Origin of the sequence: Tersicoccus solisilvae (assembly GCF_014643255.1) — a bacterium.
Classification (GTDB): domain Bacteria; phylum Actinomycetota; class Actinomycetes; order Actinomycetales; family Micrococcaceae; genus Tersicoccus; species Tersicoccus solisilvae.
Genome location: NZ_BMJI01000002.1, coordinates 54,976 through 70,668, shown reverse-complemented (window position 1 = coordinate 70,668; position 15,693 = coordinate 54,976). Strand labels below are relative to the sequence as shown.

Here is a 15,693-nt window from a genome sequence, read left to right as displayed (position 1 = left end):
GCCGGGAGTTCTTCTCCCTCCCCGGAGGGCACCGGCCGTCGCACTTGTCCACAACCGCCGCGCCCGCCGACCGGAGGCGCCGCCTCCGGGACGAGACTGGCCGCATGACCACCGTTCCCGTGCTCCGTCCCGGTCGGCCGTTCCGCGCCGAGGAGCTGACCATCCTGACGCGGGACGGGATCCTGAGGCACGTGATCCGGGACGTCTACACGGCGGTGGGCATGCCGGAGACGATCGCGTTGCGGGCCGTCGCCCTGGACGCCCTGCTGGATCCGGTGCTGCGCCGACGTGCCCTCGTCTGTCGGTCGACGGCCGCCTGGTTGTACGCCGGTGGTGCGCCGCCCCCGGTGCTCGACGTCCTGCTCGACGCACGCCGGCGCTCCAAGCGGGCGCCGCCGGGGCTGCGGGTGCACGAGACGGTGTGCTCGGGGGTCGAGGCCGCGGTGGTCGCCGGGGTGCTCACGACGACCCTGCCGCAGACCGTGCTGGACCTGGCGCAGTACGGCGGTGCCGAGGACGAGCCCGCCCTGGAGGCGGCGCGGCGAGCGATGAGCCCGCAGGACCGTGAGCACCTCGCCGAGGTGCTGGCGACCATGCCACGCCGTCCGGGCCGGCACCGGGCGCTCGAGCGTCTCGGCGGGCTCGTCCCCCGGTGACCGGCGAGTGCCGCCCTCACGGTACCCGTCGTGCGATGCCCCTCAGGCGGGGTGGCGGGTGCCCCCGACGGTGCGATGCACGTCGTACACGCCGTCGATCTTCCGCACGGCGGTCAGCACGTGGTTCAGGTACCGCGGGTCGCCCATCTCGAACGAGAACCGGCTGATCGCCTGCCGGTTGCTGGAGGTGTGCACCGTGGCGGAGAGGATGTTGACGTGGTTCTCGGACAGCACGCGGGTCACGTCCGAGAGGAGGCTCTTCCGGTCCAGGGCCTCCACCTGGATCTCGACCAGGAAGACGCTGGACTGGGTGGGCGCCCACTCGACCTCGACGAACCGCTCCTGCTCGGAGCGCATCGATCCGAGATTGGCACAGTCCGCCCGGTGCACGGACACGCCGTGCGCCCGGGTGATGAAGCCGACGACGGGGTCGGGGGGTACCGGCGTGCAACAGCGGGCCAGCTTGGCCCAGACGTCGCCCACGCCCTTGACGATGATGCCCGAGTCGGAGAACCGCGGGCGCTCGGGGGCGGCCGCGGAGACCGTCTCCGAGAGGTCCTCCTCGGCGCCCTCGTGCCCGCCGATGGATTCGACCAGCCAGTCCACCACGCGGCCGGCCGAGACCTGGTTGTCGCCGATGGCGGCGTAGAGGGCGGAGATGTCGGCGTGCCGCAGCTCGTCGGCGGCGGCGACCAGCAGGTCGTGCGTGATCAGCCGCTGCGGCAGCCGCCGCTTCCGCATCGCCTTGGTGAGCTGGTCCTTGCCCTTCTCGATGTTCTCCTCGCGCCGCTCCTTGGAGAACCAGGCGCGGATCTTGTTCCGGGCACGCGGCGACTTGACGAAGTTCTGCCAGTCCTGGCTCGGTCCCGCGTTCTCCGCCTTGGACGTGAAGATTTCGACCCAGTCCCCGTTGGTCAGCTCGCTGTTCAGCGGCACGAGCTTGCCGTTCACGCGGGCCCCGATGGTGCGGTGCCCGACCTCCGTGTGCACCGCGTAGGCGAAGTCCACCGGGGTGGACCCGGCGGGCAGCGACATCACCTCGCCCTTGGGCGTGAAGACGAACACCTCCTTCGCGTTGATCTCGAAGCGGAGGGAGTCCAGGAACTCGTTCGGGTCGCTGGTCTCCTGCTGCCACGCAACGAGGGAACGCAACCAGTTCATGTCGGAGGTGTCGCGCCCGCCGGAAGCGTCCGTGGCGAGGTTACGGTCCTTGTACTTCCAGTGCGCCGCGATGCCGTACTCGGCACGCTTGTGCATCTCGTGGGTGCGGATCTGGATCTCCACCGGTTTGCCGCCCGGCCCGATCACCGTCGTGTGCAACGACTGGTACATGTTGAACTTCGGCATCGCGATGTAGTCCTTGAACCGCCCCGGCAGCGGGCTCCAGCGGGCGTGCAGCGCCCCGAGCGTCGCGTAGCAGTCCCGGACAGAGTCGACGAGAACCCGCACCCCGGTCAGGTCGTAGATGTCATCGAAGTCGCGGCCCTTGACGATCATCTTCTGGTAGATCGAGTAGTAGTGCTTCGGGCGTCCGCTGATGGAGGCCCGGATCCGCACGGATCGCAGGTCCTCGGCGATCTGGGCGCTGACGGCCGCGAGGTTCTTCTCCCGCTCCGGGGTGCGGTCCCCCACGAGCCGGACGATCTCCTCGTACACCTTCGGGTACAGCGCGGCGAACGAGAGGTCCTCGAGCTCCCACTTGATGGTGTTCAGCCCGAGCCGGTGGGCCAGCGGCGCGAAGATCTCCAGCGTCTCGCGGGCCTTGCGGGCAGAGGACTCCGGCGAGACGAAGCGCCAGGTGCGGGCGTTGTGCAGCCGGTCGGAGAGCTTGATCAGCAGCACCCGGATGTCCTTGGACATCGCGACGATCATCTTGCGGACCGTCTCGGACTGCGCCGATTCGCCGAACGTGACCTTGTCGAGCTTCGTGACACCGTCGACGAGGCGGGCGACCTCCTCGCCGAAGTCCTTCGTCAGCTGCTCGATCGTGTACTCGGTGTCCTCCACCGTGTCGTGCAGGAGCGCGGCGGCGAGTGTGGACCCGGTCATGCCGAGTTCGGCGAGGATCGTCGCGACGGCCACCGGATGGGTGATGTACGGGTCGCCGCTCTTGCGCTTCTGACCGCGGTGCGCACGTTCGGCGACGACGAAGGCCCGCTGGATGAGGTCGAGGTCCTCGCGAGGGTTGTTCGACCGCACCGTCCGCATCAACGGCTCGAGGATGGGCGAGTACGCGGGCGGGGTGCCCCGTCCGGTCAACCGGGCGATCCGGGACCGGGTGCGCTCCCGTCGCCCGGTGGCCGGCGCCGGTGCGGCCGCCGGGCCGTGCGACCCGGGCCGGGACGGGCCGGGCTCCCGGGGCGTGCCGGTGGCCGTTTCCCGGGGCGCGGGCACGACGGACTGGACGGACATGGAGCCCGGGGTCTGGCTGTCATCTGCCACGGCTGCCACCTCCCTTGGTCGGTCAGCGGAGGAACGGCCGCCGGTTCCGAGGACGTGGGACGGCCCCGCGCGTCGCCGCGCCGGACCGTCCGCGAGAACGGTTGTGACAGTTTATGCCCTCGCAACGAAAACGTTTACACGGCCGCGGCGCGGGCCTCCCGAAACGCCGTCAGGCCGTCGCCGCGGCCTCGCGGCGGGCGCTCACGCGCTCCGCCTGGTGCACGAGGTCCGGCTCCCGGGCGCGCAGCGCCGCGTACAGCGGGGCGGCGATGAACAGGGTGGTCAGGGTGCCGAGGATGATGCCGATGAAGAGCGCCAGGGACAGGTCCTTCAGCGTGCCCGCCCCGAGCAGGAAGGCACCGATGAAGAGGATCGCCGCGACCGGCAGGATGGCCACCACCGAGGTGTTGATCGACCGGACCAGGGTCTGGTTCACGGCGAGGTTGACCTCCTCGGCGAAGGTGCGTCGCGTGTTGGTGGCGATATCGGCGGTGTTCTCGCGAATCTTGTCGAACACCACCACCGTGTCGTACAGCGAGTAGCTGAGCACGGTGAGGAAGCCGATGATCGCGGACGGTGTCACCTCGAAGCCGCTGAGCGCGTAGAGGCCGGCGGTGACGACCATGACGGTCACCAGACCCCCGAGCGCGGCCACCGACATCTTCCACGTGCGGAAGTACAGGGCCATCAGGACGGCGGCGAGCACGACGAACACGACCAGGCCCTGCAGGGCCTGCCGGGTCACGTCGGCGCCCCAGGTGGGGCCGACGAAGTTCGAGGTCACTTGCCCCTCGGGCACCTCGTAGGCGGTCCGCAGCGCGTCGCGCACCTGCAGGGTCTGGTCGTCGCTGAGGCGCTCCGTCTGCACCCGCATGGTGCCCGGAGCGACGTTGGTGACGGTGGCGTCCTCACCGCCGACGACGGAGTCCACGGCGTCCTCACCCCGGCTGATCTCGGTGTGGGTGCTGCCGGAGACGGTGAACTCGGAGCCGCCACGGAATTCGATGCCGAGGTTGAAGCCGCCGCCGATCACCGGCACGAGGATGGACCCGATGATCGCGAGGGCCGCGAGCACGAACCAGATCCGCCGCTTGCCGACGAAGTCGAAGGAACGCCGGCCGCTGTAGAGGTCGTTGCCGAAACGGGAGAAGCTGATCATCGTTCGTCCTTCCCGACAGCGGTGCTGCCGGCACGGTCGTGGGTCTCGCGCGCGCCCGCGCCCTGCTCGGCTGCCCGACGCTCGGCGATCGTCAGCCGACGCTCCGCCTCCCGGCCCGCGCCACTGTTGCGGCCGCGCCGAGCGGGGCTGGCGCCCGCCCCGGCGAGCACCGGCTCGCGGAACCGGCCGGCGCCGCGGTAGAACGGCACGGCGCCGAGCCGCTCCGGGTCCAGCCCGGACCAGCGGTGGCCCCCGCCGAAGAACCGGGTGCGCGCGAGCAGCACCATCGTCGGGTGGGTGAACATGAACACCACGATCAGGTCGGCGATCGCCGTCAGGCCCAGGGTGAAGGCGAAGCCGCGGACGTTGCCGACGGCCACGAAGTAGAGCACCAGCGCGGCCAGCAGGTTGACCGCCTTCGAGGCGAGCACCGTCCGCTTGGCGCGCTTCCAGCCGTGATCGACGGCGGAGATCACCGATCGCCCGTCGCGCAGCTCGTCGCGGATGCGCTCGAAGTACACGATGAACGAGTCCGCGGTCTGGCCGATGGCGACGATCAGGCCGGCCACGCCCGCGAGGGACAGCCGGTAGTTGGCGGTCCAGCCGAGGATGGCGATGGCGAGCCAGGTGAGGACGCCGGCCACCACGAGCGAGGCGATGGTGACGAAGCCCAGCAGCCGGTACTGGAACAGCGAGTACACGCACACCAGCGCCAGGCCGATCAGACCGGCGATGATGCCCATCGCCAGCTGCTGGCTGCCCAGCGTCGCGGAGATCTGCTGTTCGCTCTGGATCTCGAAGCTGATCGGCAGGGCGCCGTACTTCAGCTGCTCGGACAGGGCCTTCGCCGACTCCTGGGTGAAGTTGCCGGTGATCTGCGGCTTGCCGTCGGTGATCACCGCGTTCGTCTGCGGGGCGGACAGGACCCGCCCGTCGAGCACGATGGCGAACTGATCACGCGGCGACTCCTGCTTCAGACTGAAGAGGCGCTGCGTGACGGTGCGGAACTTGTCGGTGCCGGGGCCGTTGAACTGGATGTTCACGGCCCATTTGCCGGTGCTCGCGCCCTGCGCGCCCGTCTCCATGCCGAAGCTGGCGGTCTGGATGTCCGACCCGGGGACCTCGACGGGACCGAGGATGTACTTGGCGCCGGTGGAGGGCTCGCACGCGATGGCGGGCTTCGCCGGGTCGGTCGGCGGCTGCTGCTTCGCCGCGGCCTCGGGGCGGCAGTCCTTCGCCTCGAACGCCCGGTACACGTCGCCGGTGATCCAGTTGGTGTCGCTCGCGTTCGTCGGCTTGGCCGTGGGCTTGGGCAGGGCCGCGTCCTTCGCCCGGTTCGCCCCGGTGACCGGTGCGGCGTCGCCGACCTGCAGGACGGGGCGGAACGTCATGTCCGCGGACGCCTGGATCAGTTCCCGGGTCTGGGCGCTGGGCGTGCCGGGCATGCTGACGACGACGTTGCGGCCCGACTGGGTGCTGATCTCCGCCTCGGCGACACCGGAGCCGTCGACGCGCTGACGGATGATCTCCACCGCCTGCGCGAGCTGCTCCTCGTTGATCTCGGTGCCCGACTGGGTACGGGGCGCGAGGATCATCTCGGTGCCGCCCTCGAGGTCGAGGGCGAGTTTCGGCGCGGCACTCGCCTGGCCGGTCAGGGCACCGCCGGTCAGCACCGCGCCGAGCGCGATGAAGAGGACGGCGAGCCAGATGATGGTGCGGCGGGCACCGGACATCGTCCGGTTCGTGCCGGCCCGGTTCTTTGCCATGGGCGGAGGGTCTCCTGCGAACGCGGCGCCCACCGCGAGGGTGGGCGCCGGCGTGGGTCAGCGGTTGTTGTTCTCGTTGCGCTCGTTGAGGCGGCGCAGCGTCTCCTCCGGGGTCTCCGTGCGAGTGGCGGACGCATCGGAGGCGGCGCCGTCGGCGTCGCGGGGGTCACCGAGGACCGGATCACCGGTGCGCTGCGCGTCGGCGCGCGGCGTGTCGAGGGGCTCGGCGTCCAGCGGAGCACCGGCGGCGGTCGCCCCGGCGTCGGCGGTGGCGGAGGTCTCTGCCGGGTCGATGATCTTGGTGACGGACTGCAGGTGCACGGTGGCCGTGTTGCCGGGCGAGAGCTCGAGGACCACCTTGTTCTCGGGTGCGTCCACGGAGACGACGGTGCCGAAGAGACCGTAGCTGGTCATGACCTGCTGACCGGGGGCCATCGAGGACTTCCGCTCCTGCGCTTCGGTCTGAGCCTTCTTGTTGCGGCGGAACATCGTGAAGATCAGGAAGATCAGCACGACGAGCATGATGAGGAAAAGGGGATCCACGGTCCTGAGAGTCCATTCGTCGAGTGCAGGATCACGCCGGCCAGCGGCGAGCACCCCTGATGGTGGCACGGCAACCTGAACGGGCGCGCAGAAGCATCACGAGTGTCGGCCCAGTCTAGGCCACGTCACCGACGAACGCGGCGACGGCGCGCTGACGTGCGTCGGCGCCCCGGAGCGCACCCGCCTCAGCCGTCGACGTCGTCGCCGGTGAACAGCGGGGCCATACCGCTGCCGGCCGCGACGTCCTCGTCGAGCCGCGCCGACAGCGAGGCGGCGGCGTACCCGGCGGGAGGTTCGATGCCGAGGTGCTCGTAGGCGGCCGGCATCGCGATCCGCCCGCGCGGGGTGCGGCCGAGCAGCCCCTCCCGGACGAGATACGGCTCGGCCACCGTCTCCACCGTCTCGGTCTCCTCCCCCACCGCGATGGCGAGGGTGGACAGGCCGACCGGGCCGCCGTGGAACTTGCCGACGAGGGCCTGCAGCACCGCGCGGTCGAGCCGGTCGAGCCCGCGGGCGTCGACCTCGTACATGTCCAGGGCGGCCGAGGCGGCGCGGGAGTCGATCTGGTCGACCCCGTGCACCAGGGCCCAGTCCCGGACCCGGCGCAGCAGCCGGTTGGCGATGCGGGGAGTGCCGCGGGACCGCATGGCGATCTCGGCGAACCCGGCGGAGTTGACGGCGAGGTCCATCAGCCCGGCGGACCGGCGCAGCACGCGTTCGAGCTCGTCGACGGCGTAGAACTCGAGGTGGCCGGTGAAGCCGAACCGGTCCCGCAGCGGGCCGGGCAGCAGACCGGCGCGGGTGGTGGCGCCGACCAGGGTGAACGGCGGCAGATCCAGCGGAATGGCGGTGGCGCCCGCACCCTTGCCCACGACGATGTCGACCCGGAAGTCCTCCATCGCCATGTACAGCATCTCCTCGGCGGGCCGGGACATGCGGTGGATCTCGTCGAGGAAGAGCACCTCCCCCTCGCTCAGCGACGACAGGATGGCGGCGAGGTCCCCGGCGTGCTGGATGGCCGGGCCGGAGGTGATTCGCAGGGGCGCGTTCATCTCCGCGGCGATGATCATGGCCAGCGTCGTCTTGCCCAGACCCGGCGGGCCGGACAGGAGGACGTGATCGGCGCTGCGGCCACGCATCCGGGAGGCCTCCAGGACGAGGGAGAGCTGCTCGCGCACGCGCCGCTGCCCCACAAAGTCGTCGAGGCTCTTCGGCCGCAGGGCGGCCTCGATCATCCGCTCCTCAGGTTCCCCGTCGGCGGAGACCATGCGGGCGCCGGCGCCGCCGGGCTGAGCGCCGTCAGGGTCAGCCACGTCCGGCCCCCACGGCGTCGTCGTCGGTGGCCGCGGCGGACCGCACGCCGGTGCCGCGGGAGCCGGTGATGCGGCCCGGGCTGCGGGGGGCTCGGCCGGTGTCCTGGCCGAGCCAGCGCAGGGTGAGGCGGAGGATCTCGGCGACCTGGCCGCGGGCGGCGACCTCCGGCTCGTCCGCGGTGGCCGACTCGACGGCGGCGGTCGCGTCCTTCTCCGACCAGCCCAGCCCAGTGAGGGCCTGCAGCACCTGCGGCTGCCAGACGGGGCCGGCGGGCGCGGCGGCAACGGGCGCGGCGCCCGTCGGGACGAGCTTGTCGGCGAGTTCGAGGACGATCCGGCGCGCGCCCTTGGGGCCGATGCCGGGCACCTTGCTGAAGGCCTTGTCGTCGCCCGAGGCAGCGGCGACGCGGACGGTCTCGGGGTCGTGGACGGCGAGGACGGCGAGGGCGAGCCGGGGTCCGACGCCGCTGACCCCGAGCAGCGTCTCGAACACCTCGCGGTGCTCGGCGTCGGGGAAGCCGAAGAGCGTCATCGAGTCCTCGCGCACCACCATCGACGTCGCGACGGTGGCGCTCTCCCCCGTCCGGAGGCCGGCGAGGGTCTGGGGCGTGGCGTTGACGAGCATGCCGAAGCCGTTGACGTCGATGACGGCCGAGGTGAGGCCGACGTGGGTCACGGTGCCGCGCAGCGAGCTGATCACGTCGGGTCACTCCTGTCGTGAGGGGGCGGGGTCGTCGGACGAGACGTCGTCGAACATATCTACGAACACCCTAGCGGCGGACGCCGACGGTCCCGCATCATCGCCACGCCGGGCGGCGGTGCAGCATCGTCCCGGCGCGCCGGGTCCCGAGGTACGGGGGAACCGAGACATCCAGGCATCCAGGCATCCAGGCATCCAGGGCGACCCACCGGTGCCGACACCCCAGGGCACGCCCTATCGGTGGCGCCGGCCGTGTCCGGCCTGGCGGGCGCTCGCCTCGGCCTGCACCCAGAGCTGCTGGGCGGCCGTCAGGGTGCCCGCGGGCGTGCGCTGGCCGGCACGGGCGGCCGCCGCGGCCCGTGAGCCCGCGCCCGACGCGGCGCCGCCCGATCCGTTGACGGACGACGCCGCCGCCGAGAGCCCGGAGCGCCAGGCGTGGGTGATCGCCAGGGCCAGCGCGTCCGCCGCGTCCGCCGGGGTCGGTGCCACGTCCAGCCGCAGAATCCGCACCACCATCCGGGCGACCGAGCCCTTGTCCGCCTGCCCGTTCCCGGTCACCGCGGCCTTGACCTCGGTGGGGGTGTGCAGGGCGACGGTGATCCCCCGGCGCGCGGCGGCGGCGATGACGACGCCGGAGGCCTGGGCGGTGCCCATCACGGTCGAGACGTTGAGCTGACTGAACACCCGTTCGACGGCGAGCACGTCCGGGGAGTGGCGGTCCAGCCACTGCTCGACCGCGGCGTCGATGGCCAGCAGCCGGGCGTCGAGCGGGGTGTCCGCCGATGTGCCCACGACGCCGACCTCGACGAGGGTGGCGCGCCGGTTGGCCGCGACGTCGACGACGCCGAGCCCGCACCGGGTGAGGCCCGGGTCGACACCGAGCACGCGCAGGGTCACGCCGCCGTCGCTCCCGGTCAGCCCTCGGCGTCCAGCTCGGCCAGCACGGCCTCGCTGATGTCCGCGTTGGAGTAGACGTTCTGCACGTCGTCGAGCTCCTCGAGGGCGTCGACCAGGCGCAGGAACTTGCGGGCGGCGTCGCTGTCCAGCTCCACCTGCATCGAGGGGAGGAACTCCGCCTCGTCCGTCTCGTACTCGATGGACGCCTCGGTCAGGGCGGCGCGGATGGCCGGCAGGTCGCTGGCCTCGGAGATCACCTCGAAGGACTCGCCCTCCTCCTTGACCTCCTCGGCACCGGCGTCGAGCACGGCCATCAGGACGTCGTCCTCGGACAGCCCGTTCTTCGGCAGCCGGACGACGCCCTTGCGCGTGAACAGGTAGTTGACCGAGCCCTGGTCGGCGACGGTGCCGCCGTTGCGCGTGATGGCCACGCGCACCTCGGAGGCGGCGCGGTTCTTGTTGTCGGTCAGGCATTCGACGAGCAGCGCCGACCCCTGGGGACCGCGGGCCTCGTAGAAGATCTCCGCGTAGTCGACGGTCTCGCCGGTCAGGCCCGCGCCGCGCTTGACCGCGCGGTCGATGTTGTCGTTCGGGACCGAGTTCTTCTTCGCCTTGGAGACGGCGAGCTCGAGGGCCGGGTTGCCCGAGGTGTCGGGCCCGCCCATCCGCGCGGCGACCTCGATGTTCTTGATGAACTTGGCGAACGCCTTCGCGCGGCGGCCGTCGATGACCGCCTTCTTGTGCTTGGTGGTCGCCCATTTGGAGTGGCCCGACATGCCTACGCTTCTCCTCTGATGATCCGGATGAACAGGTCGTGGATCCGCCGCTCGCCGGTGACCTCCGGATGGAAGGACGTGGCGAGCAGCCGGCCCGACCGCACGGCGACGATTCTACCGGCCGTGTCCCGCACCACCGGCGCATCGCTCGGCCCGCCGAGCCCCTCGGGGTGCTGGGCCGGGGCGTCGGACGGCGTGCGGGCGAGCACCTCGACGGCGTCGCCGACGTCCTCGGCCAGGGGCGCGCGGATGAACACCGCGGGCACCGCGCCGACCCCGGTGAAGTCGAGGGTCACCTCGAAGGAGTCGCGCTGGCGACCGAAGGCGTTGCGCCGCACGGTCATGTCGATGCCGCCGAGGGACCGCTGCGGGTCGCCCCGGCGGTCGCGTGCCGGGTCGGCGATGCGGTCGGCCAGCATGATCATGCCGGCGCAGGAGCCGTAGACGGGCAGGCCGTCGGCGATGGCGGTCCGCAGCGGATCGGCGAGGTCGAACGCGCGGGTGAGCCGGTCCATCGTCGTGGACTCCCCGCCGGGGATGACCAGGCCGTCCAGACCGTCGATCTCCCGCGGCCGGCGCACCAGCACGACGTCGGCGCCGGCCGCGTCGAGGATCGCCGCGTGCTCCCGCACGTCCCCCTGCACGGCGAGGACGCCGACGCGCAGCCCGGCGGCGCTGACGGGTGCGGCGGCGGTCTCGAGCACGACGGGGTCGAGTGGACGCGAGAGGGAGGACGGGGTCATGGTCACCCGGTTCATGATACGAGCGGCCGGCGGCCCCCCGAGCTCGGGGTCCGCCGGCCGCTCGTGCCGGATCAGGGTCGGGCGGCCCGGCTCAGGCGGGGACCTCCGCGCCGCGGCGCGGATCGGCGTTGGGCTCGGCGCCGGGCGCGACCGCCGCGGGGTCGACGTCCAGCCCGATCCGCCGGCGGTCCCGCTGCTGGTTCACGAACAGCAGGCACAGGATCCCGCAGACGAGCATGAGGCCGCCGGCGAGGGCGAACGACGCGGTGTAGCCGGCGGCCGGCCCGGCGGCACCCCCGATCAGGAACCCGGAGACGGCCGGGGCGAACACGCCGCCGGTGGTGAACACCGCATTGGCGATCGACAGGTTGGCCCCGCGCTGGGCCACCGACGTCAGCTCCGCGACCACGAGGTAGCTCAGGGCGAACAGCGCCGGCGCCGTCCCGAAGCCGAACACCATCAGCCCGACGGCCACCGTCGGATTCGGCACCATCGACGCGGCGAACAGGGCGGCCCCGCCGAAGAGGGCACCTCCCCCCAGCACCCAGGCGCGGGACTTCCGCGTGGGGACCCCGCGCAGGTGGAGCCGTTGGGTGAGGGCGCTCAGGCCGACCGTGGCGACGGCACCCCAGGCGGCCGGCAGGGCGATGAGGCTGCCGGCCTGCTGTCCGGTCAGGCCCAGCACCGTCTGGAAGTAGGCGGGACCCCAGGACATCGCCAGGGTGAAGGTCCAGTAGCCGAAGAAGGAGGTGAGGACGGCGAAGATCCAGCTCGGGGTCAGGATGGTGCGCAGGTACGGCACCCGCTGCTCGACGACCGCCGGGCCCTCGATGCCGTGGGCCGCCAGCGCGGCCTCGCCCGGACCGTCCAGCTCCAGCTCGGCGGCGCGGCTCGTGTAGGGCCCTTCCTTGCCGATCACGGCCCAGTAGACGGCGAACAGGAGCCCGACGACGGCGAGGACGGCGAACGCGGCGCGCCAACCGTAGGCACCGATCACCCAGGCCAGCACGGGGGCGAAGGCCACGATGCCGAGCGTGACGCCGGAGGAGGCGAGGGCGGCCGGGGTGGCACCCTTCTTCGCCGGGAACCACTTGTAGACGCCGTGCATCATGACGGGGGCGAGGGGCCCCTCACCGGCACCGAGCATCAGCCGGCTCACCCACAGCGCCGGCAGCGACGCGAAGACGAGGACGGGGGCCTGCGCGATCGACCAGAGGATGCAGATCACCAGGAGGATCCAGCGGCTCTGCACCTTGTTGGCCAGGGGCGCGGCGATCAGCTGGGCGACGCCGAACGTGAAGAACATCGCGCTGCTGACGACGCCGAACGCCTCGGGGGTGATGTGCAGGTCCTTCATGATCGGCACGGCGGCGAGGCCGAGGACCGCCTTGTCCGCCCAGCTGAGCATCATCAGGAACAGCAGGGAGACGGTGACGATCCAGCCGTAGCGACGGCGCCTGGCATAGGACCAGGACGCGGGGCCGGTCGAGGGCGCCTTCGGCGCCCGGTCCGGTGTGGGTTCGGCGAGCTGAGTCATGGCTACTCCTTCGGAGCGCGGGTCCGCGCCGCGGCGGAGACCGTGAGGGGAACGGAAGCGAAGAAATGCAGGGTGTTGTGGAGCTCCTCGACGGGATCGCCGTCGAGCTCCAGCGTGGCGGCACGGGCCACCAGCGCCGTGAGGACCAGTTCGATCTCGAGGCGGGCGATGGGCTGCCCGATGCACTGGTGCAGGCCCATCCCGAAGGCGACGTGGCCGGTGGCGTTCCGCTCCAGGTCGAACGACGAGGCGGACGCGCCCCACCGCCGCGGGTCCCGGTTGGCGGCGCCGAGGAAGAGCAGGAGCTTCGCGTCGGCGGGGATCCGGACACCCGCGAGCTCCGTGTCCACCGTCGTCGTGCGGTGGAACATCTGGAAGGGCGACTCCAGCCGGAGCGCCTCGTCGACGGCGAATTTGACCAGGTGGGGCTCGCGGCGCAGCCGGTCCCATTGCTCCGGTTCCCTGGCCAGGCAGAGGACGGTGTTGCCGATGCCGGCCACGGTGGTGTCGACACCGGCGGAGAGCAGGGCCCGCACGAGGAAGGATGCCTCGGTGTCGGTGATGTTGCCCAGGTCCGCCTGCTCCCAGATCTTCTCCCCGAACCCGCCGGGGAGGAGGCTGCCGCGGGCGCAGGCCTGCTCCACCCAGGCCGTCACCGACTCGGCGCCGACGAACGCGCGGTCGTAGATCTCGTTCCGCGGGCCGAAGGCGTTGAACGCCATGCTGCCGTAGGGCAGCAGGTTCTCCCGTCCGACGTCGGGGATGCCCACGGCGTCGGGGAAGACCCGCAGCGGGTAGACCTGGGCGAGGTCCGTCACGGCGTCGAAGCCGCCGCGGGCGACGAGGGCCTCGGCCAGGGCGTCCGCCGACGGGGCGAAACCGGCGGCGAGCTCCCGGACCGAGCCGGGGTGGATCACCTTGGCCAGGCCGCGGCGCATGGCGGTGTGCGTGGGCGGGTCGGACTCGAGGATGCCGGCGGGCCGCCACTCGGATTCCCTGCGGATGTCCGTCGGTCCGACGCCGCCGGAGGAGCAGTACGTCTCGAAGTCCATGAGCACCTCGTGGACGGCGTCGAAGTGGGTGACGGCGTAGACGCCGTACTGCTCCAGGTAGACCACCGGGCCCGCCTCGCGGAGGGTCTCGTGGAGGGCGTAACGGCCGCGGAGGTTCTCCGGGGAGAACGGATCGACGTCGAGGACGGGGGCCTCGTGCTGGGTGATGAGCGACATGGTGGTCTCCCGGGGGTCAGAGGTCGAGGGTGAGTCTGCTGCAGCCGGCGGCGGCACGGGAGACGCACACCATCATCGAGGCGCTCCGGGCCTTGTCCTCGGGGGTGAGGATCGCGTCACGATGGTCGATCTCGCCGGCGAGGACCGGGATCTCGCACGTGCCGCACACGCCCTGCCGGCAGGACGAGAGCACCCGCACCCCGGCTTCCTCGACGGCGTCGAGGATCGTGCGATCCGCGGCCACGTGGACGGTCCGCCCGGTCCGGCTCAATTCCACGTCGAACGGACCGGAGGTGCCCTGCCCGTCCGACGCCGCGGCGAAGCGCTCGAGGTGCAGGGCACCGGCCGGCCAGCCGAGGCAGTACTCCTCGATCGCGTCGAGGAGCCGCTGGGGCCCACAGGCGTAGACGAGCATGAGCGCGCGCGGGACGCCGAGCAGTGTCTCGAGATCGAGCCGCCCGGTCTCCTCCGCCGGGTAGAGGAGGATCCGCTCGGGACCGTAGGTGTCGAGCAGCTCCCGGGCGAATGCCATCGTGCGCAGGCTCCGGCCGCCGTAGGCGAGGCGCCATTCCTTGCCCGCGTGCTCGGCCGCCTCGATCATCGCCAGCATCGGGGTGATGCCGATGCCGCCGGCGATGAAGAGATACTTGCGCGACGGGGCGAGCGCGAAGTTGTTGCGGGGTCCGCCGACCACCACCCGGGTGCCGACGGTCAGCTCCGCATGCACCCACGCGGACCCGCCCCGGGAGTCGGGGTCGTGCAGCACCGCGATCTCCAGGCTGGAGCGGTCGGTCGGCGAGGAGCAGATCGAGTACTGGCGCGTGTGCCCCGGCACGTGCAGATCGATGTGAGCGCCCGCTTCCCAGGCGGGGAAGGACCCGCCCACGGCGGGGCGCAGCGTGAGGTGCGCGATGCCGTCCGCCGCCTCCCGTCGCGCGACCACGATCGCGTCCTGGGTGGCGGAGACCGGCAGCACGTGGCCCGCAGCCTCGACCTGAGCGGTCATCCGGATGTCCTTTCGTCCGACGGTCGCCGTGACCGGTGTCACGGCAACGTCTGTGGAGACGATAGGTCCGGCAGGTGCCGTGGATCACGCCCTGCTTACCGCTGGATGGAACGCTGCGCCGAATTGGTCGCTACGGAGCCGCGTCGCGGTTCAGGGTCGCGGTTCAGGGTCGCGTTCAGGAGGGTCCGCCGAGGGCTCTGCCGATGGCCTTGGCGGCCACCTGGAGCGCCGGGATCGTGCGCTGCACCGGCGGGGGCGTCGCTCCGATCCCCACCACACCGAGAGCGGCGAGGATCCGGCCCCCGTTCCCCTGCACCGGCACGGCGAGGCCCGAGGTGCCGAGCGCGTGCTCCTCCACGGTCGTCGCGTACCCCCGCTCGTGCACCCGGGCGAGCTCGCGGCGCAACCGTGCGGGGTCGATGATGCTGTGCCGCGTCTCCCGGGTGAGTTCGGCGAAGACCCCTTCGACGACGGAGGGCGGTGCGAAGGCGAGCAGCACCTTGCCGGCCGCACTGGTGTGGAGCGGCAGACGCTCCCCCACCCGGGCCACGGGTTGCCCGACGGCCGTGCCGGCGATCCGCTCGAGCAGGAGCGCGCGGCGATCGTCGAGGACGAAGAGATTGACGACGTGCCGAGTGGCGAAGAGGACGTCGTGCATGTAGGGGCCGGCGACCTCGCGAAGACCCTTCTGCACGGGCGCCAACATGCCGAGCGTCCACAGCCGATGACCGACCTGATAGCGCCCGTCGGAGGTCCGCGCCAGCGCCCCCCACTCCGTCAGCTCGCCCAGCAGACGGTGGCAGGTGGCCACGGGCGTTCCCGAGCGACGGGCGATCTCGGACAACCCGAGCACGGGATGATCCTGGTCGAAGGCGGCGAGCACGTTCAAGGCTCGGGACGTCACCGACCTCCCGGCATCCTTCGCG

The 15,693-nt window shown here is 71.7% G+C and carries 13 protein-coding genes and 1 pseudogene; 1 reads left to right on the top strand and 13 read right to left on the bottom strand.

The window, feature by feature from the left end:
- Window positions 1–104: 104 nt before the first annotated feature.
- Window positions 105–656 carry a hypothetical protein gene (locus IEX22_RS03260; RefSeq protein WP_188666258.1) on the top strand — a complete coding sequence of 184 codons (552 nt, stop codon included), beginning with the start codon at window positions 105–107 and terminating at the stop codon, window positions 654–656.
- A gap of 42 nt (window positions 657–698) precedes the next feature.
- Here the strand turns inward: IEX22_RS03260 and IEX22_RS03255 are convergent, their stop codons facing one another.
- The 13 genes and pseudogenes from IEX22_RS03255 to IEX22_RS03195 all read right to left on the bottom strand — a co-directional run bounded on the left by IEX22_RS03255 (window position 699) and on the right by IEX22_RS03195 (window position 15,671).
- Window positions 699–3,068, bottom strand: a complete 2,370-nt coding sequence (locus IEX22_RS03255; RefSeq protein WP_188666578.1) for a RelA/SpoT family protein — start codon at window positions 3,066–3,068, stop codon at window positions 699–701.
- A gap of 199 nt (window positions 3,069–3,267) precedes the next feature.
- Window positions 3,268–4,257, bottom strand: coding sequence for a protein translocase subunit SecF (secF, locus tag IEX22_RS03250; protein WP_188666256.1), 990 nt, complete (start codon window positions 4,255–4,257; stop codon window positions 3,268–3,270).
- Entirely contained in the window at window positions 4,254–6,023 is a 1,770-nt protein-coding gene (secD, locus tag IEX22_RS03245; RefSeq protein ID WP_229659740.1) for a protein translocase subunit SecD, read from the bottom strand. Before secD ends, secF begins: the two co-directional genes overlap by 4 nt.
- A gap of 57 nt (window positions 6,024–6,080) precedes the next feature.
- Entirely contained in the window at window positions 6,081–6,566 is a 486-nt protein-coding gene (yajC, locus tag IEX22_RS03240; RefSeq protein ID WP_229659739.1) for a preprotein translocase subunit YajC, read from the bottom strand.
- Window positions 6,567–6,751: 185 nt separating this feature from the next.
- Window positions 6,752–7,834 carry a Holliday junction branch migration DNA helicase RuvB gene (ruvB, locus tag IEX22_RS03235; RefSeq protein WP_229659758.1) on the bottom strand — a complete coding sequence of 361 codons (1,083 nt, stop codon included), beginning with the start codon at window positions 7,832–7,834 and terminating at the stop codon, window positions 6,752–6,754.
- Window positions 7,835–7,931: 97 nt separating this feature from the next.
- A pseudogene (gene ruvA / locus IEX22_RS03230) lies at window positions 7,932–8,579 on the bottom strand (Holliday junction branch migration protein RuvA); the annotation flags it as partial.
- A 234-nt stretch (window positions 8,580–8,813) separates the two neighbouring features.
- Window positions 8,814–9,476, bottom strand: a complete 663-nt coding sequence (gene ruvC / locus IEX22_RS03225; RefSeq protein WP_188666247.1) for a crossover junction endodeoxyribonuclease RuvC — start codon at window positions 9,474–9,476, stop codon at window positions 8,814–8,816.
- 17 nt (window positions 9,477–9,493) lie between these two features.
- Entirely contained in the window at window positions 9,494–10,252 is a 759-nt protein-coding gene (locus tag IEX22_RS03220; protein ID WP_188666245.1) for a YebC/PmpR family DNA-binding transcriptional regulator, read from the bottom strand.
- A gap of 2 nt (window positions 10,253–10,254) precedes the next feature.
- Entirely contained in the window at window positions 10,255–11,010 is a 756-nt protein-coding gene (pdxT, locus tag IEX22_RS03215; protein ID WP_438816581.1) for a pyridoxal 5'-phosphate synthase glutaminase subunit PdxT, read from the bottom strand.
- A gap of 76 nt (window positions 11,011–11,086) precedes the next feature.
- On the bottom strand, window positions 11,087–12,532 hold the full coding sequence (locus IEX22_RS03210) for an MFS transporter (RefSeq protein ID WP_188666243.1): 1,446 nt from the start codon (window positions 12,530–12,532) through the stop codon (window positions 11,087–11,089).
- A gap of 2 nt (window positions 12,533–12,534) precedes the next feature.
- The gene (locus IEX22_RS03205; RefSeq protein ID WP_188666241.1) at window positions 12,535–13,761 is read right to left on the bottom strand and encodes a cytochrome P450; all 1,227 of its coding nucleotides are present in this window, start codon (window positions 13,759–13,761) and stop codon (window positions 12,535–12,537) included.
- Window positions 13,762–13,777: 16 nt separating this feature from the next.
- A complete protein-coding gene (locus tag IEX22_RS03200; protein ID WP_188666240.1) occupies window positions 13,778–14,767 on the bottom strand; it encodes a PDR/VanB family oxidoreductase in 990 nt (329 codons plus the stop codon).
- 175 nt (window positions 14,768–14,942) lie between these two features.
- On the bottom strand, window positions 14,943–15,671 hold the full coding sequence (locus IEX22_RS03195) for an IclR family transcriptional regulator (RefSeq protein WP_229659738.1): 729 nt from the start codon (window positions 15,669–15,671) through the stop codon (window positions 14,943–14,945).
- Window positions 15,672–15,693: the final 22 nt, after the last annotated feature.